Annotated in this window: 17 protein-coding genes and 1 pseudogene; 9 read left to right on the forward strand and 9 right to left on the reverse strand. The window is 58.2% G+C overall.

From position 1 onward, the window contains the following. Positions 1 to 3 precede the first annotated feature (3 nt). The 3 genes and pseudogenes from ABC383_RS26005 to ABC383_RS26015 all read right to left on the reverse strand — a co-directional run. Positions 4 to 186 (reverse strand): annotated as a pseudogene (locus ABC383_RS26005) (5-dehydro-4-deoxyglucarate dehydratase); the annotation flags it as partial. Positions 187 to 482: 296 nt separating this feature from the next. After that, positions 483 to 1,073, reverse strand: a complete 591-nt coding sequence (locus tag ABC383_RS26010; protein WP_413018633.1) for a hypothetical protein — start codon at positions 1,071 to 1,073, stop codon at positions 483 to 485. Positions 1,074 to 1,093: 20 nt separating this feature from the next. Continuing rightward, a complete protein-coding gene (locus ABC383_RS26015; protein ID WP_413018635.1) occupies positions 1,094 to 1,702 on the reverse strand; it encodes a hypothetical protein in 609 nt (202 codons plus the stop codon). Between the two features lie 630 nt (positions 1,703 to 2,332). Here ABC383_RS26015 and ABC383_RS26020 point away from each other — a divergent pair. Then, a complete protein-coding gene (locus ABC383_RS26020) occupies positions 2,333 to 3,361 on the forward strand; it encodes an alpha/beta hydrolase family protein (protein WP_413018637.1) in 1,029 nt (342 codons plus the stop codon). Positions 3,362 to 3,507: 146 nt separating this feature from the next. On the opposite strand, the gene ABC383_RS26025 is transcribed toward ABC383_RS26020, so the two are convergent. Together ABC383_RS26025 and ABC383_RS26030 are read right to left on the reverse strand one after the other, a co-directional pair. Then, the gene (locus tag ABC383_RS26025) at positions 3,508 to 3,990 is read right to left on the reverse strand and encodes a cupin domain-containing protein (protein WP_413018639.1); all 483 of its coding nucleotides are present in this window, start codon (positions 3,988 to 3,990) and stop codon (positions 3,508 to 3,510) included. 319 nt (positions 3,991 to 4,309) lie between these two features. After that, positions 4,310 to 5,155: a restriction endonuclease gene (locus ABC383_RS26030; protein ID WP_413018640.1), complete on the reverse strand. Its 846-nt coding sequence runs from the start codon at positions 5,153 to 5,155 to the stop codon at positions 4,310 to 4,312. A 687-nt stretch (positions 5,156 to 5,842) separates the two neighbouring features. Between ABC383_RS26030 and ABC383_RS26035 the strand changes: the two genes are divergently transcribed. Both ABC383_RS26035 and ABC383_RS26040 read left to right on the forward strand, forming a co-directional pair. After that, the gene (locus ABC383_RS26035) at positions 5,843 to 7,363 is read left to right on the forward strand and encodes a hypothetical protein (RefSeq protein ID WP_413018642.1); all 1,521 of its coding nucleotides are present in this window, start codon (positions 5,843 to 5,845) and stop codon (positions 7,361 to 7,363) included. Positions 7,364 to 7,528: 165 nt separating this feature from the next. After that, positions 7,529 to 8,674, forward strand: coding sequence for a glycosyltransferase family 4 protein (locus tag ABC383_RS26040; protein ID WP_413018644.1), 1,146 nt, complete (start codon positions 7,529 to 7,531; stop codon positions 8,672 to 8,674). A 137-nt stretch (positions 8,675 to 8,811) separates the two neighbouring features. On the opposite strand, the gene kdgD is transcribed toward ABC383_RS26040, so the two are convergent. Next, positions 8,812 to 9,726 carry a 5-dehydro-4-deoxyglucarate dehydratase gene (gene kdgD, locus ABC383_RS26045; protein WP_413018646.1) on the reverse strand — a complete coding sequence of 305 codons (915 nt, stop codon included), beginning with the start codon at positions 9,724 to 9,726 and terminating at the stop codon, positions 8,812 to 8,814. A 375-nt stretch (positions 9,727 to 10,101) separates the two neighbouring features. On the opposite strand from kdgD, the gene ABC383_RS26050 reads away from it, so the two are divergent. Then, positions 10,102 to 10,737, forward strand: a complete 636-nt coding sequence (locus ABC383_RS26050; RefSeq protein ID WP_413018648.1) for a class I SAM-dependent rRNA methyltransferase — start codon at positions 10,102 to 10,104, stop codon at positions 10,735 to 10,737. Between the two features lie 306 nt (positions 10,738 to 11,043). Next, positions 11,044 to 11,415, forward strand: a complete 372-nt coding sequence (locus ABC383_RS26055) for a hypothetical protein (protein ID WP_413018650.1) — start codon at positions 11,044 to 11,046, stop codon at positions 11,413 to 11,415. Positions 11,416 to 11,690: 275 nt separating this feature from the next. On the opposite strand, the gene ABC383_RS26060 is transcribed toward ABC383_RS26055, so the two are convergent. Further along, the gene (locus ABC383_RS26060; RefSeq protein WP_413018652.1) at positions 11,691 to 12,380 is read right to left on the reverse strand and encodes a hypothetical protein; all 690 of its coding nucleotides are present in this window, start codon (positions 12,378 to 12,380) and stop codon (positions 11,691 to 11,693) included. Positions 12,381 to 13,024: 644 nt separating this feature from the next. Between ABC383_RS26060 and ABC383_RS26065 the strand changes: the two genes are divergently transcribed. Next, a complete protein-coding gene (locus ABC383_RS26065; RefSeq protein WP_413018654.1) occupies positions 13,025 to 13,888 on the forward strand; it encodes a DMT family transporter in 864 nt (287 codons plus the stop codon). 282 nt (positions 13,889 to 14,170) lie between these two features. Here the strand turns inward: ABC383_RS26065 and ABC383_RS26070 are convergent, their stop codons facing one another. Further along, the gene (locus ABC383_RS26070; protein WP_413018656.1) at positions 14,171 to 14,842 is read right to left on the reverse strand and encodes an alpha/beta fold hydrolase; all 672 of its coding nucleotides are present in this window, start codon (positions 14,840 to 14,842) and stop codon (positions 14,171 to 14,173) included. A 131-nt stretch (positions 14,843 to 14,973) separates the two neighbouring features. On the opposite strand from ABC383_RS26070, the gene ABC383_RS26075 reads away from it, so the two are divergent. Continuing rightward, positions 14,974 to 15,351, forward strand: coding sequence for a MerR family transcriptional regulator (locus ABC383_RS26075; RefSeq protein ID WP_413018658.1), 378 nt, complete (start codon positions 14,974 to 14,976; stop codon positions 15,349 to 15,351). Positions 15,352 to 15,571: 220 nt separating this feature from the next. On the opposite strand, the gene ABC383_RS26080 is transcribed toward ABC383_RS26075, so the two are convergent. After that, complete coding sequence (locus ABC383_RS26080) at positions 15,572 to 16,321, reverse strand: FadR/GntR family transcriptional regulator (protein ID WP_413018660.1); 750 nt, start codon at positions 16,319 to 16,321, stop codon at positions 15,572 to 15,574. 195 nt (positions 16,322 to 16,516) lie between these two features. Between ABC383_RS26080 and garD the strand changes: the two genes are divergently transcribed. Together garD and ABC383_RS26090 are read left to right on the forward strand one after the other, a co-directional pair. Then, entirely contained in the window at positions 16,517 to 18,094 is a 1,578-nt protein-coding gene (gene garD / locus ABC383_RS26085) for a galactarate dehydratase (protein ID WP_413018662.1), read from the forward strand. Positions 18,095 to 18,160: 66 nt separating this feature from the next. Then, a complete protein-coding gene (locus ABC383_RS26090; protein ID WP_413018663.1) occupies positions 18,161 to 19,144 on the forward strand; it encodes a Bug family tripartite tricarboxylate transporter substrate binding protein in 984 nt (327 codons plus the stop codon). The last annotated feature ends 32 nt before the right edge of the window (positions 19,145 to 19,176 follow it).

Below are 19,176 nucleotides of genomic sequence, written 5' to 3' on the forward strand. Positions count from 1 at the left end.
CCCCTACTGCGATCCGAGCAGCTTGATCAGCGCATCCAGCCGTTCGCATTCGTTGCCGATCAGGTCGGTCAGCGGCGGCCGCACCCGCCCAGCGCTGCGGCCGACTAGGCTTGTGCCAGCTATAACGATACTGACCGCATAGCCCGCCTTGCGGTTGCGTATGGCCAGGTAAGGCAGGAGGAAGTCGCGATGAGTCGCCCGGCTTCTTGCGCATAGGCGATGGCGGTGCGGGTCGGGCCGCTTTTTGCATCCCATCGTATCCAGCAGGTGCAAACCAGTGCGCCAACGTGCGCTTCATCTCCAACCGAAGGATGCGAATACGTTTCAGAAGGTCGGCTTCGGTGGAGAAAGCGGGGTCCATCGGGTGCCGCCATTCCTGGTCTGCCTGTGCATGGATGTCCGCCTTTCTCGCAATCAACCGTCGAGAAGAAACAGTGCAACAGGCGACCCGATGACCCCTTCAGAGTCTTTAAGACGAGCTACTAGTTATCTAATTCTCTTGCCTCCAACAGCAGTTGCTGCAGCTTTTGGTGCGCATCCTGCATGGCTTTCTTGCCGCTCAGAGCGTAATCGGTTTTGAATTCATCGAACTCCGCGCGGCCCACGCCTTGCGCGGTTTTGGTCATCACTGGCTTGCCGAGGCTGTCGGTAATACTGGCGCTCAAATCGACCTTGAACTCGGTTGGCGGCCAGGTGAAGGGGCTGGGCGAGGAGGAGTCGGTTTTCAGTTGCGGCGTGACGATATAGGCGATCCTGTGCTCGCTGACTGCGGCGGCGTCGTTGCGGGACTTCAGCCTCACCACATCGGCGAAGCAGTTGCCGAGGATCTTGAACAAGCCCAGATCCATGTCGCGATAGGGGAAGTAGGAGACCTTGTCGCCACCCCCGCCCGGAGAGACGAACTCCTGAGTACGCTGCTCGTCGCTGATGTAATAGCCCACCACCGCCTTGTGCTTCGGCGTTTTGGCTGGCGCTTCGAGCTTGGTGGTGTCGGGGGCGATGACGAGGGGATGCGCGCAGCCGGTGAGGATGGCGGCGGTAGCGAAAGCGGCGATGAACTTGACGAGATGCATGATGCCTCCTTGACGGTTGGTTAATGGGACTTGAGGGCGGCGACGAATGCCTGGTCGCGGTACAACTCGGCGAGCAGTTTATGTACCGCGAACTGGTATTCCTGAATGGCGCGGGGTATGGCTATCGGTCCGGCGAATTCGGACGGGAATTCGTGATGCACGCTCTTGTCCTGCTCGTACGATTTCCGGCTGCCGCGCACGACGGCAAACCGCACCTTGATATCGACGGTTCCGGTGCTCGCTGGCGGTGCATGGACCGTGTTGGTCAGCACGGTGCCCGTCACCGCGGTCTCCGCCGACTGCGACCATTTCCCTGCCATCGCCAGTTCCTGCCGCAATGCCTCGGCCAGGTAACCGGCATAGCTGCCGTTGTAGGGCGAATTGATCGTGTTGCCGCGTATCGAAATAGGATTCTCGTTCTGCTCACCCGGCTGTGATCCAAACTCGGCCACGCGTGCGGTGTACTTGCCGCCGTCACGCAGCAATTGCAGGTTTTCCGGGGAGGGAGAGTACGGCGGCGCCATGATCGAGCAGCCTGAGCTGATCATGGCGATGGCGAGCGTTAGCAGGAAGGTAGGGATGCGACTGGGGAATATTGCCTGGTTGTTGCTGCGGGAGAGTCCGACCATGTCATCTGCCTTTCGTTGTGTCGAAAAGGCAATAGTTTAACGATAAGTTTGATAGTTGGTAACAATTTAAAATCGCCAAATAGTGAAGACTGCGAGGACGACGACATTTGCTTGGTTTAAAGGGGGCAGGGGCTGCTGCCTGAGAAAGGCATAAAGACAGACTCAGCCCTCATTGTGTCGCCCTCCTGGATCAAGGACCAGGACAGTAAGCGCAGTGCGGACATGAGCATGGTCATAACGGTCAGAAGCGGTATTTAGGTAGCAATGCGCATACCGGCGTGGATGCCGGTCCTCCTCGCACTGGCAAGGTGACTTGCGACTGTTAGAAGGTCAGCCGAGCGGTTCTGGATTACAGCAAGCCCGGCTATCCAACAGAGCGGCAAAAAACGCTGATGATTCAGTGCCGCTTTAACTGGGCATTAAATCCTTTGCAGATTGAGGGTTTGATTTTCAGATTGTATTGCGACGAGCTATGAAGGCTGGTTACTTCCAGCACCTGCCAATTCCCCCTCATCCTCCCTAAAGCCAACTCACGAACCAAATCCTTCCTCTCGTCGCAAAATGGGTGCTTAACCGCCTTCGGTCCAGCATGATCTGCCTGCACTCCACCCCACCCTCAAAGGAACCTCAATGGAAACCAAACTTTCCCAACGTGGCTTCGCCTCCCTTCTGGTAGCCGCAGGCGTGCTGCTGGCGGCTGGCACAACACTGGCGACCGAAGCTGGCTTCAGGCGATTCGACGCGCCCGCCGACAGCGGCAGTCAGGAGGCCATTCATGTTGTTCTTTACTATCCGACGCAAGACAGCGCTACCGCTGTTCCAATGGGACCTTTCACCCCGACAGTTGCCATCAATGGCGAGCCGGATGCAAGCATCAAGGGCTTGTTACTGCTGAGTCATGGCACCGGCGGCTCCGAGCTTGGGCACACCAGTCTTGCTGAATCGTTGGCGAAAAATGGTTACCTGGTCGCTGCGTTACGGCATCCTCGTGACAATTGGCAAGACCAATCGCTGCTTAGCGTGCCGGGCGGTTATTACTTTAGCGAGCGGCCTAGACAGGCGTCACGGGTGATCGACGCGATTTTGCGTGATTCTGGATGGAGAGCGCGTATCAAGGCCGATGCGCACGGCCCGCGGATCGGCGCCCTAGGCCACTCGGCCGGTGGCTACACGGTCCTGGCGCTGGCTGGCGGCATCCCTGATCTGTCGCGCATCGCCAGCCATTGCGGAACCAGCAGCGAAGACCCCATTTTCTGTTCGATGAAACGGCGGGAAACGAACGTGCCAACCGAAAAAATATCGTTCGACGGATTGCGGGACACACGCGTGCGCGCCGTCGCCGCACTGGCGCCGGCGGGTGTCATGTTCAGTGCGCAATCGCTCGCCACGATTAGTATTCCGACGACCATCTATGCTGGCGACAAGGACACCTTTTTGGTACCCCGTTACCACGCCGAGTGGTTAAGGCAGAACATCGCCAAGGCGGAGTACCACGCGATTCCCAATGCCGGCCACTACGCTTTCATGGACACGCCGAGCATACCCATCCCGTTGCCGGATGGTGATCTGCGCGCTAACCCCGAAGGCTTTGACCGATCCGCATTTCAGAAGAAATTGGCGGAAGAACTGAACCGGTTCTTCGACGGCGCTCTTCAATAGCAGCCTACCATCCTAGGCGTAAAGAAATAATGGACACTGTTGGGATGCAAGCGCCCGGCTGTGATTCTTGGCGGAAGATCCGTTCTTGGCCGGCCGCTGCCTTCGCTTGAGAAGGGAAAAACGAGCCAAGGCGGTCCTCACAGCCTTCATTCGTAGGATGTTCCGTCCTTATGCTTAAAGGCCCAGCGGTTTTCGTCGCGCACCGCCACTAGGTCATCCCGGGGGTAAGACACCCTGTCGTCCGACTGGCGGTCGCCGATTTCAATGTAAGTCGCTTCCGTTGTCGAGCGATTAATAAGCTGGTGAGCACCACCATTCCTTGGAAAGCCGACAAACATACCCGGAGCAAGGAGTGTTTCACCATCGTCGTGGACCAGCGTTACTTCACCGCTCAGGACAAGGATGCATTCGTCTTGCACGGAATGGCAATGAAACAGCGCCGACATCGTGCCCGCCGGAAGCGTCACATGATTCACTCCAAAACTCTGCAACCCAAACAGATCGCCTAATGGACGTTTGATGCGCCCGTTCATCATCGACGCAAATGGTTCGGGATAATTGGACGGTTTCGTGCGAGGCGGGGCCTCTGCGGCGACAACTGAAATAGGGAATTTAGATAATTGTGCCAAAAGCATTCCTTTGCGATGAATTCTAATGTTATAGAACCAGCTCAAAAGCATTATATGGAATGGGAACGCCTGATTGAGCTTGGCCAGGCTTCCACCATTGGGCAACCTCAACGGCCGCTATTGGCCGATTTTGCCCGTTCAGAAAACCTTGTCGAAGATCCGCTATCAGTCTAAAACTCTTCAAGAACAACCCTATCAGTCCAATTAAAACCTTGAACAATCACCTTAAAGCCCACTATCACTCAATCCCGCGTCCCGTCCAAAAAACGCCACATACATTTTCCTTCCCCGGCCCTGTTCACAATCAACGTCATCCCACTCACCCAACCGCCCGCGTCCCCTTACACCCCGGATAACCCCCGCACCCCCAAAACGCCGCGCCAGCCTGCCCACCGCGTTTGGCAATGCGCCGCACCATCGATTTCCCGCAAGCCGGGCAGGCCGGTACGCCGGCAGGAGCATCGGGGGCCGGCGGCGCTGTTGTCTTCGGCTGAACCGTCCGCACTGGCCCTAGCAGGCGAATCAGCAAAGTCCCATCCACCAGCGTCAGATTGCGGCCCTTCGCAAACTCGCGCGCAGGCTCGGTGAATTGCCCTGACGTCACGACGAATCCGCCGGCCGCGCCCCTGGCCGTCATCACGCCGTACAGCTCGCGCACCACCTCCACGCCGACCTTGTATGCCTTCCACTGCTTGCACTGGACGAGAAACCGTTCGCCGCCCTTGCTCAATACAAGGTCCACGCCGCCGTCCGGGCCGTTTCCACCGGATTCCATCACCTGGTATCCCTGAAGGTGAAAACCCTCGCCGACGAGCTGCTCGAATTCCCGCCATGACAGGCTGTCGAGCATGCTGGCCGCGGGATTTTGCGTGACCGCAGCGACCAGGGCGCGGCGTTGCCTTCGGCGCAATGCCGATACCGCGGCGCCCGCGAGGCATAAGACCGGCAGGATGAACTGCCCGTAGTATGCCAACTGCCGGCCCAGCATCTGCACCGCGAACTGGCCGATCTGACCGGGTGGCGCGACGGGTGCGGCGCCTGGCGCGGATAGCGCATGCAGGACGGCGTAACTCAATACCGCCAGGCCGACGCCCGCCCACCACGGAAGTAGTGCCACAAGCAACAGCAGGTCTTCGGCGGGACTGGTCTTTTTACTTCTTGCCATGAGTGGGCTCCGTTCCAAATCGGAAATACTAAGAAAGTTGTCTTATAGCATCAAATTTCCATGTGGTGCATAGCCTATTTGCGGGATAGGACTTTGGCGAATGAAACGTGCGCCTTGGCTGGATCAAGGCAGTTCTCACTCCAGTTCGGTCTTTCTCATTTATGGAAACGCGGCTCCCCGGTGCTGCGTCTTCCCTCGGCCGAGCAGTAAGGTATGAGGCAGTGCGGAAAGGAAAATGCCGGAAACGGAGCGGTAGGTGGCACATGCGGTATCCGGAGAAAGTCGCTGCGCGTTGACTGCTCAAGCGGCAGCCCAATGCGCCGATTCATCTACTAAAAGAACTTATTTCCCATCGACCGTCTTTTTCACCCACATGCGGAAGCATCTGGAAAACGCGAGAAACTCCTCGCAAGGTGGAGCAGATATTGCATAATGGCCAAGCTTTTCACCTGCTACCAAAACGTTTTTCTCTTTATGCCGAATTCACCTGATTGACCTGCGAATATTCATCCAGCCGATTTGAAACTCCTCCAGTTGGGCGAGGTTTTCAAGTTTCTGCAACTCCTGAAACCTCCATGTGCATGCGGGTTTATATCCGGCGCCATGCAACGCCATCCGCGACATGTGTTTCATTCGGCGATTGCGTCCATTTTCCACCTACACTCATCTTCAAAAAGAAAACAGAGAATGCCCCGTTTTTCCGTTACAAAAATACTATTCCTGATTTCCGTGATATGGGGCGCCGCAATCTTCTGGTTTGCGCCACACCCGCCCATGGTCGATTTGCCGCAACATGCGGGACAAATTTCCCTGTTGCACGATCTGGCAATAGGTCGCTCCAATTGGAGCGATCTGGTAAGGGTGAATCTTTTCACCCCCTATCTCCTGGGTTATGGACTGGCTTTCCCGTTCAGTTTCCTGTTTCCGGTAGCTACCTCGATCAAAATCGTCCTGTCGGCCGCCTTTATCTGTTTCGTCATGGCGGCGATGGCGCTACGCCGGCGATATGGAGGAGATGAGCGCCTCGACTGGCTGTTTTTGCTCGGATTTTTCGGCTTTGCCTATAACTGGGGATTGTTTACATTTCTCGTTTCGGCCCCGATCGCATTGCTGCTGATACTGTACTGTTCCAAATACGCGGTCGATCCGACGCGCAGGAAAGGGCTCGCCGTTTTCGGTATCGGATTTCTTCTGCTGGCATCGCATGGGCTGGCGTTTGTTTTCGCCTGTGGTGTCGGTGGAATCATTTATCTGATCAATGCCAGGTCGGTGAAAGGGTTCCTGGCCAATCTCTGGCCTTTCCTGGGCCTTGCCATCGCTTGCGGCTTGTATTTCATTGGAAGCCGCATGACAGAAGCTGAACTGGCCGCTCCATACGGCGCGCATGTGAGCTGGGCTTTGGGCAAACATCGCCTGCACGAAACCGTGCTGCATGCCTTCGGGATTGCACCCAGACCAGTGTTCATCTTCGCGGCGGCCATCCTGCTTCTTGCTCCATGGATGCTTGGGCTGCGCCCGCAGTGGCGTAACAAGAGCAGTTGGGTGATGCTGATGGTTGTGGTTCTCATCTCGTTTTTCGTCCCCAACTTTGCCTTGAAAACCGCCTTGCTGTATCAACGGTTTGCCGTGTTCTTCTTGCCGGCCTATGCGCTGGCGTTCGCAGCCGGCAGCATGGGCCGCCAGGCTGGCCTGCATGGGGCAGCATGGAACAAGACTGGACGTTTCGTCGTCGTGCCGCTGATGATCCTGGCCTGCTGGTCGGTGCTGGGCTCGTACACCGTGGACGCATGCCGTTTCGCGAAGGAATCGGAGGAGATCGACGCCATGATCGGACGCATCGAACCCGGCAGCAAGGCGCTTGCATTAATCTTTTCGCCGGAAAGCGATGTGATAAGGAATCCGACCATTTACTCCAATTACGCAAGCTGGTACCAGGCGGAGCACAAGGGATTTGTCGACTTCAATTTCGCGTGGTTTCCACCGCAAATCGTCAGGTTCAGGCCCGGCCGCGCCAGTCCGGTCGATATCAATTTCGTCCCCACGGAATTCGACTGGAAAAAATACGACGCTGGTCAGTATCGGTACTTCATTGTGCGGCAATCCGGCGAAGTGAATGCCGATTTTTTCAAGGGCGTCGCATGTCAACCTGCCCTGGTCGAGGCCGCGGGAAAATGGCGTATCTATGAAAAATCGTCCTGCATACGCTGACATTCCGCAAGCGTTGCGTGTGAACTTTCCGGGGTGTTTCGTCGAGCCTGTTACTCTGTTGAAAATATTACCGGCAACACACCATTGTTCATGATTCCACCCAATGATTCAGTTCGTTCCCAGGCATCGCATCAACACGATTCCGGGATTTACCAGTACCCGAAAATGCTGTTGAAGACCGATTTGCCGGGTGTGCTTTTCACGATGCGTTATCCGGACGATACCGGGTTTGTCTGGAATACCATCGCCCTCGGTCGGGAACGGGCGGGTGCGCTGCTACGCGAGCATGCCAATTGCTTTATCGCCTATTCACGGCTGACCGGCAATCCATCGTTCCCGCACGAATCCATCGTGCCGGTCGAACTCGATTGCTACGACATGTCTTCAACCGGAAAGGCAGCCCTGTCCAATTTCATTATCCAGAATCGCGTCAAGGTGATCGTTTTCATGAGCGCCTTGCCGAGCACCGTTGATCTGGGTTTTTTCCGGCGCCTTGGCGTGAAGACCCTCAATACCGAAAATGACAGCTTCGATCACAGGAAAAAAGATCCTTTGATCAAGAAGGCCGTTAAATTCATTACGCGGCGAATTCTCGGCCGCCAGCTTCACGACCTGCATCTGGCGAATGCGAAATCGCAGTACCGCTTCCTTTCTTCCTATTCCCAAATTCCGCGTTCGCGCCTGGCGCTGCTGACCGATGCGGTCGATTGCGATCGCTTTCAGCCCGGCGACAAGACCGAAGCGCGCCGCAGGCTGGATCTGGACGAGCGCGATTTCGTCGTCATATGCGTCTCGCAAGCGCGCTCGGAAAAACGGATCGATTTTCTTATCCGCGCAGCCAAACGCATCGTGGAAAGCAATCCGCAGCGCCAGATCAAATTTCTCTACGTAGGCGACGGTGGGCTTATCGATGACTTGAAGAAATTGGTGGCGGAACTTGGCCTGAATGATGTTTTCCGGTTTTACGGCCGCCAGGACAACGTGGCCCCGTTTTATCAGGCGGCCGACCTCATGGTCCATGCCGCTTACCGCGAAAGTTTTGGTCTGGCGATCGTGGAAGGCATGGCGTGCGGGCTGCCCGTTGTCGCATCCGCAGCGGCAGGGCCGTCGGAAACCATACTGGACGGGCATACCGGCGCCTTAATCGGAATAGACGACTTTGAAGGGTTCGTCGCAGCCATCGACGGTTATATTCACGACCAGGCCAAGGTTGCCGCGCAGGGCAGCAACGCGCGGGAACATGCGTTTGCGAACTATTCCATGGTCAATTACGAGAAAATCCTCGCCGGGGAAATCCAGCGCTTTTTATAGACGTCCCGAAGGCTTCTTTTTCAAGTACGCTTCCTCGCTGCCTTTAACAGGCGGCGAGGAAGGGACCGAAGCAGGGACGCTCCCGCATCCCGATTAACGGCAGATCGGGAAACAGCCGGCGCCGTCCCCCATCCTGCTTACTGCGAACCGAGCGACTTGATCAGCGCATCCAGCTGCTCGCATTCCTCGCCAGTCAGGTCGGTCAGGGGCGGGCGCACCGGGCCGGCGCCACGGCCTACCAGGGTTGCGCCTGCCTTCACAATGCTGACCGCGTAGCCGGCCTTGCGGTTGCGGATGGCCAGGTAAGGCAGGAAGAAATCGTCGATCAGGCGCTCGGTGGTGGCATAGTCGTCGGTGCGGATCGCTTCATAGAATTCCACCGCGGTCTTCGGGATGAAGTTGAACACGGCCGAGGAGTACACCGGCACGCCGATTGCCTTGTAGGCGGCTGCGTAGACTTCGGCGGTGGGCAGGCCGCCGAGGTAGCTGAAGCGGTCGCCGAGGCGCCGGCGGATGGTAACCATGGATTCGATCTCGCCGACGCCGTCCTTGAAGCCGATCAGGTTGGCGCAGCGGTCGGCCAGTTTCAGCAGAGACTCCGCATTCAGGCGGCAGACATTGCGGTTGTACACCACTACGCCGAAGTTCACCGATTTGCAGACGGCTTCGACATGGTCCACCAGGCCGTCCTGGCTGGCTTCGGTCAGGTAATGCGGCATCAGCAGGATGCCATGCGCGCCAAGCCGCTCGGCTTCCTGCGCATAGGCGATGGCGGTGCGGGTCGGGCCGCCGGCGCCGGCCAGGATCGGCACCTTGCCGCGGCAGGTTTCCACCGCCGTCTTCACCACCCGGGAATAGTCTTCCGGCGTCAGCGAAAAGAATTCGCCGGTGCCGCCGGCAACGAACAGCGCCGTCGCGCCATAAGGCGCCAGCCATTCCAGGCGCTCGATATAAGTGCCAGCCTTGAAATCGCCATTGGCATCGAAATCCGTGATCGGGAAGGACAGCAGGCCGGACGACAGGGTTTGTTTCAGGTCTTGTGGAGTAATCATGAGCAGGGGCACGGTTAAAGGTTAAAGGGCCAGCAACACGGGAACGCAAGATGGAAAAGGAAGCCAAGCGTTACGTTATCAGTCATCGTACAACATGGTCTGTGATGACGCAAGCTGAAAAAACGGCAGTGACCGCCAGGGTACGCAGACTTGCCTAATTGCCGGCTGCTGCCTGTTTCGCTTTTCTCATTTCTTCTGCGCATAACGGGCGTGTGGGCTGCTGCCTCGCACAGCCGCTGCGGCGCTTGGCTGTGCTGCCTCAGAGTCTGCCGCGCCTGTCCAGTGCATCCCATGCGCTGGACAGGCGCGGCAGGCAACGGAAGGGCACGCCCGCAGCTTGCTGTATCATCGCTGTCCCCAAAACGAAAGCCGCACATGCTCATCATCACCATCAAACAGGGTAAGGAAAAAGGCCTGCTTGCCGGCGACCCGTGGATTTACGTCTCCGCTGTCGAAAAAGTCGAAGGCAAGCCGCAGGAGCGCAACAGGCCAGGCGCCACGGCGATCGTGCAGTCGTCGTCCCGCCAGTTCCTGGCGCGTGCGGCGTACAACGCCAAGTCGCAGATCGCCGCCCGCGTCTGGACGCTGCGCGAGGACGAGCCGGTCGACCACGCGATGATCAAGCGCCGCGTACAGGCCGCCGTGCTGCGCCGTGCCGATGCGCTGCGCAGCGCCGATCCGCAGGCGCTGGTGCAGTTGATCGATGGCGAAAAGGACGGCTTGCCGGGCCTCTTGGTGCACAGCTATGGCGGCACCGGCGGCTATCTGATCTGCCAGTTCAATGCCGGAGGCGTCGACCTGTGGAAGGTGCCCGTCGTGCAGGCGCTCCTCAAGGCCACGGGGTGCCCCAATGTCTACGAACGTTGCGATGCCATGTTGCGCAAGGGCGAAGGACTGCCCGCCACGGCGCGCGCGCTGGCCGGTGATGAACCGCCGCAGCGGCTGACGGTGCGCGAGGGCGGTCGTCTGGTGCCTATGGATATTCGCACTGGCTTTACCTATCCGCGCTGAGGGGTTTCGGACGAATGATTTCCGGCGCCATGCATGAAGGCATGCCGGGTTTACATGCTGACAATTTGCCCGGGATTTCGATGGCCGTTGTGGGCCACTCATCGGCCTGTGATGGGTGGTGGACCGCACTCGACTCAAAGCGGCCTTTCCCATGTCACTCATCAAGCCATACTGTGCTGTTTGCAAGGGTCGATACGAAAGAACGATGTTTGGCTGACCGCCAACCTCATCAAGATTTACGTGGGACAATATAGGCAAGGTAGCCAAGCTTATTGCTAACAAAACGGGTCCATCATGAAGCGCGCTATGAAATCGTTATTAATTCTCCTAAACGGCTTCGTACTTGTTTTTCTATTGGCCTTTGGAGTTGGTGCTTTCTACTACAGCCATTCTTCGGCATTCTCCACATCTACTGTACTGACATTGCTCGGATTGAGCCTGCCGTACGTTGCTACAGTCACCTGCTTATTTTCCGCTCACCCGTCGCCCTTTGTCCCTATTGCCATTCTGTTGAATATGATTGCGGCTGCAATTTTCCTTGTACTGGGTATTGGAGCAAGTACAGGGCTGGGTGGGGCTGGTGCTTTTATATTGTTGATGGTACCCGCTATAGCGCTAGCTACCGCCAACACGATTGCCTTGGCGCATAGCCGGAAGGCTTTCGTGCCGCAACTATAACCTCCGGTTTTGGCCAGCTGCCCCCCAGCGCTGCAGTATCGCACGCGACCCTATGCGGACATTCGTGAGAAAGAATTCCGAATCAATCAGGAATCAAGCGCTTACCCATGCTGATGACTTCATCGATTTGATAGCCAAGCTTCTGGTGGAAGGCAATAACGGCAGCATTGGTTGAGCGATCAAAATCTTCTCCGCTTCGTCCATCATGGCCCTTCCATATGCAAGCCCTTGAAATAATGGGGCAATTTCTAAATGGAATGGGTAGCCTTTACGGCTTATTCAGCAAAATCATCTGCTTGAGAAGGATTTCCCTCTTTCATCCCTGGATCACCCACCCCTTCGCCGAGCCTGTAGATGCGCACTCTAAATTCCCCTGCATTATCTCCTAAAGGGTTGTTGATATCGTTCACGGCAAGGAACAGGTATCGGTATTCCCCTGTAGACGGCGCTCTCGCAATGCCCCTGTCGTTGATCAGCACAAAGCCGTAGGGAAAATCATTAAATGACGTGGGATAAGCCGATGCTGAAAAGCCGGCAACCAGTGCGCCATTAGGTGCACCAGGCAAATGCCCACGTAGTTGTTCGCCAAGTGGAAGCAGCGATTTACGTGAACCGGCAACCGGATCGCTATATATCGGGCCAGCTCTGTCGCGGAAATATTGGAATGCACCAGAATCAGATGTCGGCGTGACAACTATTGTTCCATCACTGAATGTCTTATAGCCTCCATTAAGTGTAGAAAGATCAACGACGTCATGAGGCTTGGCTCGGACGAGAAATGATTCGCCTGGTGCAGCGAGTATTCCTGTTGCGTTGAAAAACTGATCAGCTCGTACAGAAAAAAATGGGTGATTGGATTTTGGTGGCGAAGGTGGAGAATCTGGAGAAGAAGAAGCAGTTTCAGGCAACAGCGATAAAGGAATGACAAACATTCCGCAAATTGCCAAAGTCTTCAATGTGCGCATTATGATGCTCCTTTAGGAACACAACCAAATGAGTTAATTCATTGCTTGCGGGTATAAAGGATTCCCTTAGCGATTACATTGAGGCGCACCGACGGTGCCGATACGCTGTTTGTTATTCGACAAACTCAAAACGAGGGTAGCGCGCGCGCCTGGTAGGTGGGTGAGGTACATCAATCTATTAGGGATTTGCATTGGTATGGGTGGCGAGATCGCTCGGGAAAATACCGTAGGACCAAGGTCACCGGCTAATCAAGCTCCATACAAGGATGAACATCCATGGCTAACCTTAGTACGAGGTCAGCGTAAATAACAGCAGTGCAAGTTTATCCGGCGACTTCAAAGGCTGAGCTTTGCTGCATGATGATCGCTATGGCTTGCCATGCTTTAACCAACATCCCCCGAACCCGGGCAGGCGAGATTGCAGCCCGCTGCTGCGAATGGCAAGGTGAGCTTGGCGCTCCATCGACGTTCCAGGCACTCTCATTTACTACCTTGTTGCCGATAAGCGATTCAACATGAGTCTTGATACTGCACCGCCAAGCGCCGTAGCGCTATGCAAACTCTGCATAACAAATAAGCAATCCTATGCTACCGTCGCGCATTCCTTAAGCAAGCCAACAGATTAAGCGGTAACAGGAGAGGAAATGGATCAGGTGCGGCGCGGGTGGTGGAACGGCATGGCAGGCGTAGTCATCTTTAGTGGCTCGCTTCCTGCAACCCGCGTTGCAGTGCTGGACTTTGATCCAATTTTTCTGACTGTCGCGCGCGCCACAATCGCCGGTCTGTTAGCAGCATGCTTGCTACTCTTTGGGAGGGAGAAACGTCCCAACCGCAGCCAGTTATTCTCTTTGGCCATCGTCGCCAGCGGCGTCGTCGTTGGCTTCCCACTCTGCACTGCGCTCGCGCTGCGGCACATTACCGCTGCACATTCCATCGTTTTTATTGGCCTGCTCCCGTTAGCGACCGCGGTTTTCGCGGTGCTCCGTGGCGGGGAACGCCCGTCGCTTGGCTTCTGGGTATTTTCATTCCTGGGCAGTTCTTTAGTGGTGGGATTTGCGGTTGCCCAGGGTGTGTCTGCTTCCCCGGTCGGCGACGCGCTCATGTTGGCCGCTATTATCGTCTGTGGACTTGGCTACGCGGAAGGCGCACGGCTATCGCGGGCGCTTGGTGGATGGCAAGTCATTTCTTGGGCTCTCGTCATTTCGCTGCCCATCGTGCTCCCATTGGCTCTGATCGAAATGCCGGTTTCATTGGCAGACATAGGCCCATTCGCCTGGATAGGGCTTGCCTATGTTTCCCTTTTCAGCATGTTGATCGGTTTTGTATTTTGGTACCGCGGGCTGGCGCTAGGCGGTACGGCCGCGGTAGGACAACTTCAGTTACTCCAGCCGTTCTTCGGCCTCGTGCTGGCGGGGACGTTCCTTCATGAACAGATATCAGGCCACATGATTGCAGTTACGGCGGGGATTATCTTGTGTGTTGCCGGCGCGAAGAAGTTTTCTCGCTAGCTCTGCCAATGTGGTTCTCGCCTATGGAGAGGCAGTTCTTTTATGTGCTGCGGCGCTATCGCAAGAGGTCCAGCCCGCTGCAGCGAGGCGGCAAGTTTGATACTTATGCCGGCTACGACGCCCGGCTGTAGCTTTATCTGGAACGGGAAAAATCGACCCTAAGCAGACCTATGCTTGGCCTAAGAATCGTTTTGAATTGTCGAGTTAAGCCGCGCAAGCTTGCCGACGGAAAGCCGTTTTATACAGTGCGGTTGCGCTTCCCTCCGAATATTGTTGGCGGACCTAGACAGAATTCAGCCAGTGGGAAAGTGCTTCATTCACAATCTTCGGCTGTTCCAAAGGTGCCATATGCCCGCATTGCTCCAGGATGACCAGTTCCGCCTGCGCAATTTCAGATGCCATCTCTTCGCTGCAATCTGGCGGCGTGACCTGATCTTCCCTACCGCATACAACCAAGGTCTTGCAACGAATCTGCTTCAATAACGGGCGGCTGTCAGGGCGTCCCAGCGCGGCGCGCTGCTGCCGCATAAATCCATCTGCGCCGACGTTTCGGGCCATCGATATCAGCACGTTGTTAAGCGCCGTATCTTCGACCCGTGAGGAATGTACGACGCGAGGCAGGAACGCGGAAGCGACCGTGTTGAAATCCGCTGTCCCACTACTTACCGCGGCAATCATGCGCTCCCTCATTGCCATCGTCTCTTGTGAATCTGGACGGGCACTCGTGCTGATCAATGCCAGGGCCGCTACGCGCTCCGGCGCCAACCTCATAATTTCAAATGCAACATAACCGCCAAGCGAAAACGCAACGAGCGCAAAACGACCGCAGGGAGCATCCGTAAGTGCTGCGGTGGCTAGTTCCGCAACGGAAGCATGCTTGGACGTGTCGGCGATTCGGCATTCGTGTCCGGCCATCGTAGCAATGGCGGGTTGCCAGACTTGGGCATCATTCATGAGCCCTGGTAGAAAGAGAAGTGGAACTGGTTCAATCATCATTGTTTCCAGACGGTGATATTCAACTTAATATAAGGCTGGAGTGCACTCCATGGTCAAGGAGCGCGAACATCATTTTGTGAGACTAAAACATGCTGATTTCTGAATTCGCCCAAGCGTCGGGGCTGAGTGTCGATACGGTACGATTTTATGTACGCCAGGGCTTACTAACCCCAAAGCGCAGCAACAAGGGCGGACTCCGGGGGTATCAGGAGTTCGGACCAGGCGAAGTGCGGATTGCAGCAGGGATTCGAATCGGTCAAGCGCTAGGCTTGTCACTTGCGGATATAAAATTTTTTATCGTAAACCAGCGGTCTGGGAAAAGGCCAAACGAAAGCAGAATCCGATTGATGGAAACGCATCGTAGGCGTCTTCATGAACGTCTCATTGAATTGCAGCAGTTGCTGATTTACATGGACAAAAAAATCGATTGGATGAAGGGCATTGGTAATGAACCGGCGTGGCCTTGAAACAGCCAATGATGCTAGGCCCTGATACACGCATCTGTCGGTCAAATGCTCCACTGCCAGCTGTAATAAGCGCCGAATGCTTATGCAGGCAAGTCGTCATTTCAGCAACGTCCGCTTCTGGCCGCAACCAGACCCAAGGCGACCCCGTGTTGTCTACCCGCTGAACGACTGCCGACGAATGCCGCCCCCAGGCTTGATCCACACGCTGTTCAAGCCTTCATCAACTCGGCATCGCCCGTTCCTGCGCCTGGCGCAGCCTTTCCCGGCTGTTGGATAGATGGGTGCGCATCGCCGCCCGGGCCGACTCCGGGTCCTGGCGCGCGATGGCGTTGAAGATATCCTCATGCTCGCGGATCACCCGTTCCATGTAGGCCACCGGATCGTCCTGGGCCAGCTTGGCTGAATTGAGGCGCGAACGCGGAATGATATTGGTGCCCAGCTGGCCCAGGATGTCATGGAAGTAGCGGTTGTCGGAAGACTGGGCGATGGCCAAATGAAATTCCAGGTCGGCCGCCACGGTGTCGCCGCCGTTGCGCACCTGCAGCTGGAAACGGTCGAGCGCGTCGCGCAGCGCCTGCAGCTGCGCCGCGGTGCGGCGGTTGGCCGCCAGGCCGGCGGCTTCGGTTTCCAGGCTGATGCGCAGTTCCAGGATGGCCAGCACGTCGCGCATCGTGACCACGGTGCTGGGGTCGATGCCCAGCGTTTGGGTCGGCGTCGGCGCGGGCTGCAGCACGAAGGTGCCGATACCGTGCCGCGTTTCCACCATGCCGGCCGCCTGCATGTGCGAAATCGCTTCCCGCACCACAGTGCGGCTCACGCCCATCAGCCGCATGATCTCCGACTCGGTGGGCAGCTTGTCGCCGGGCTTGACCGTGCCGTTGCGGATGCCGTCGGCGATGTAGGCGACCACGCCCTGGGCGAGGTTGCGCGGCTTGCGGGATGCGACGGGCGGGAAGGGGACGGTATTCATGCTGTCGGCCTGGATGGAAGGTGAATCGCTTAATGGTTGCCAATTTCGGATGGGCTAATTATACTCCGTCATAGGTTGTCTGATGACTGATGACGAGACCGTCAGCGCATCATGGCAACACGTTCCGACATATACGGCAGCCTGGGCGCGTTAACGGCTTGGCATGCAATGCAGCGGCAATCTTTCAGGAATCCCATGGAAATCCGGCACACCGATTCAGAGCAGGGCGCGGCGGCGGTCAAGCCGCTGTATATCAAGATGCATGCGAACGACAATGTCGCCATTGTCGTCAACGACGGCGGCCTGCCCGCCGGCACCGAGTTTCCGGGTGAGTTCGTGCTGAAGACGCGGGTGCCGCAGGGCCACAAGATCGCGCTGGTCGACCTCGCCGAGGGCGACGCCATCCGGCGCTACGACGTCACCATCGGCTATGCAATGCGCGACATCGCGCAGGGCAGCTGGATCGAGGAATCGGTGGTGCGCATGCCGCCGGCGCGCGAACTGACCAACCTGCCCATCGCCAACCGCGCGGCGCAGAAGGTCGAGCCGCTGGAGGGTTATACCTTCGAGGGCTATCGCAATGCCGACGGCAGCGTCGGCACCCGCAACATCCTGGCCATCACCACCACCGTGCAGTGCGTGGCCGGCGTCGTCGAGCATGCGGTGCAGCGCATCAAGACCGAGCTGCTGCCGCGCTACCCCAACGTGGATGACGTGGTCGGGCTGGAGCACAGCTATGGCTGCGGCGTGGCCATCGATGCGCCCGACGCGGTGGTGCCGATCCGCACGCTGCAAAACATCAGCCGCAATCCGAATTTCGGCGGCCAGCCCATGGTGGTCAGCCTGGGCTGCGAAAAGCTGCAGCCGGCGCGGCTGTTCCCGGCCGGCAGCATCCCGATCCGCGGCGACGAGCCGTCCAACACCGTCTGCCTGCAGGACGACGCCCATGTCGGCTTCCAGTCCATGATCGATTCCATCATGACCATGGCCGAGCGCAGGCTGGCCGAACTGAACCAGCGCCGCCGCGAGACCTGTCCGGCCTCCGACCTGGTGGTGGGCATGCAGTGCGGCGGCAGCGACGCCTTTTCCGGGGTGACGGCCAACCCGGCGCTGGGCTATGCCACCGACCTGCTGGTGCGCGCCGGCGGCACGGTGATGTTCTCCGAGGTGACCGAGGTGCGCGACGGCATCGACCAGCTGACCTCGCGCGCCGTCAGCGCCGAGGTGGCCGAGGCGATGATCCGCGAGATGGCCTGGTATGACGACTACCTGAAGAAGGGCGGCGTCGACCGCAGCGCCAACACCACGCCCGGCAACAAGAAAGGGGGTCTCGCCAACATCGTGGAAAAGGCGATGGGCTCCATCATCAAGTCCGGCACCAGCCCGATTTCCGGCGTGCTCGCGCCCGGCGAGAAGGCCAGGCAGAAGGGCCTGCTGTATGCGGCCACGCCGGCCTCGGACTTCATCTGCGGCACGCTGCAGCTGGCCTCCGGCATGAACCTGCATGTGTTCACCACCGGGCGCGGCACGCCCTACGGCCTGGCCGCGGTGCCGGTGGTGAAGGTCGCCACCCGTTCCGACCTGGCGCGCCGCTGGCATGACCTGATGGATGTCGACGCCGGCCGCATCGCCACCGGCGAAGCCACCATCGAGGACGTGGGCTGGGAACTATTCCGCCTGCTGCTCGACGTGGCCAGCGGCAGAAAGACCTGGGCCGAGCAGTGGAAGCTGCACAACGCGCTGACGCTGTTCAACCCGGCGCCGGTGACCTGAGCGCGGGCGCAGCCGCATCGCCACCGATACAAGATTACCGATACAAGACCAACGAAGGAGACATCCATGCAAGTCGCACGCCGCACCCTGATCGCCGCCTCCCTGTCGGCGCTGGCGCTTTCCGCCATCGTCCTGCCGGCCCAGGCCGAAGACAAATGGCCCAGCAAGCCCATCACTTACGTCGTGCCATTCCCGGCCGGCGGCACCACCGACATCCTGGCCCGCCTGATCGGCCAGAAGCTCGGCCCGGCGCTGGGCACCACGGTCATCATCGACAACCGTCCCGGCGCCGGCGGCAACATCGGCTCGGAACTGGTGGCGCGCGCCGCGCCCGATGGCTACACCATCATGGGCGGCACCATCAGCTCGCATTCGATCAATGCCAGCCTGTACAAGCTGTCCTATGACCCGCTGAAGTCGTTCGCGCCGATCACGCTGATCGGCACCAACGCCAATGTGCTGGTGGTCAATCCTTCCAGCCCGTTCAAGTCGGTGAAGGAACTGGTCGCCGCCGCCCGCGCCAAGCCGGGCAGCCTGTCGTTTGCCTCCGCCGGCAACGGCACTTCGCAGCACCTGTCGGCAGAGCTGTTCAAGACCATGACCGGCATCGACATGGTGCACATCCCCTACAAGGGCAGCGCGCCGGCGATCCAGGACGTGATCGGCGGCCAGGTGCCGCTGATGTTCGACACCACCGTGGTGGCCGGCCCTTTCATCCAGAGCGGCAAGGTGCGGCCGCTGGCGGTGACTTCCGCCAAGCGGGTGGCCAGCCTGCCGGATGTGCCGACCATGGCCGAAGCCGGCGTGCCCGGCTATGAAGTGGTGTCGTGGCAGGCGATGTTCGCGCCGGCCGGCACGCCGAGCGCCATCGTGCAGCGCCTGCAGACCGAGGTGGCGGCCATCCTGAAGCAGCCGGACGTGCAGGAGCGCTTCGCCAAGCTGGGCGTGGACCCGTCCGGCATGGCGCCGCAGCAGCTGGCCGAGTTCCAGGCGGCCGAGATCGCCAAGTGGGCCAAGGTCGTGAAAGCGGCCAATGTGAAGGTCGACTAAGGCCCACCCTGCCGCCGCCTCCCGCGGCGGCG

It is taken from the genome of Noviherbaspirillum phoenicis (genome assembly GCF_047237965.1).
GTDB lineage: Bacteria > Pseudomonadota > Gammaproteobacteria > Burkholderiales > Burkholderiaceae_D > Noviherbaspirillum_A.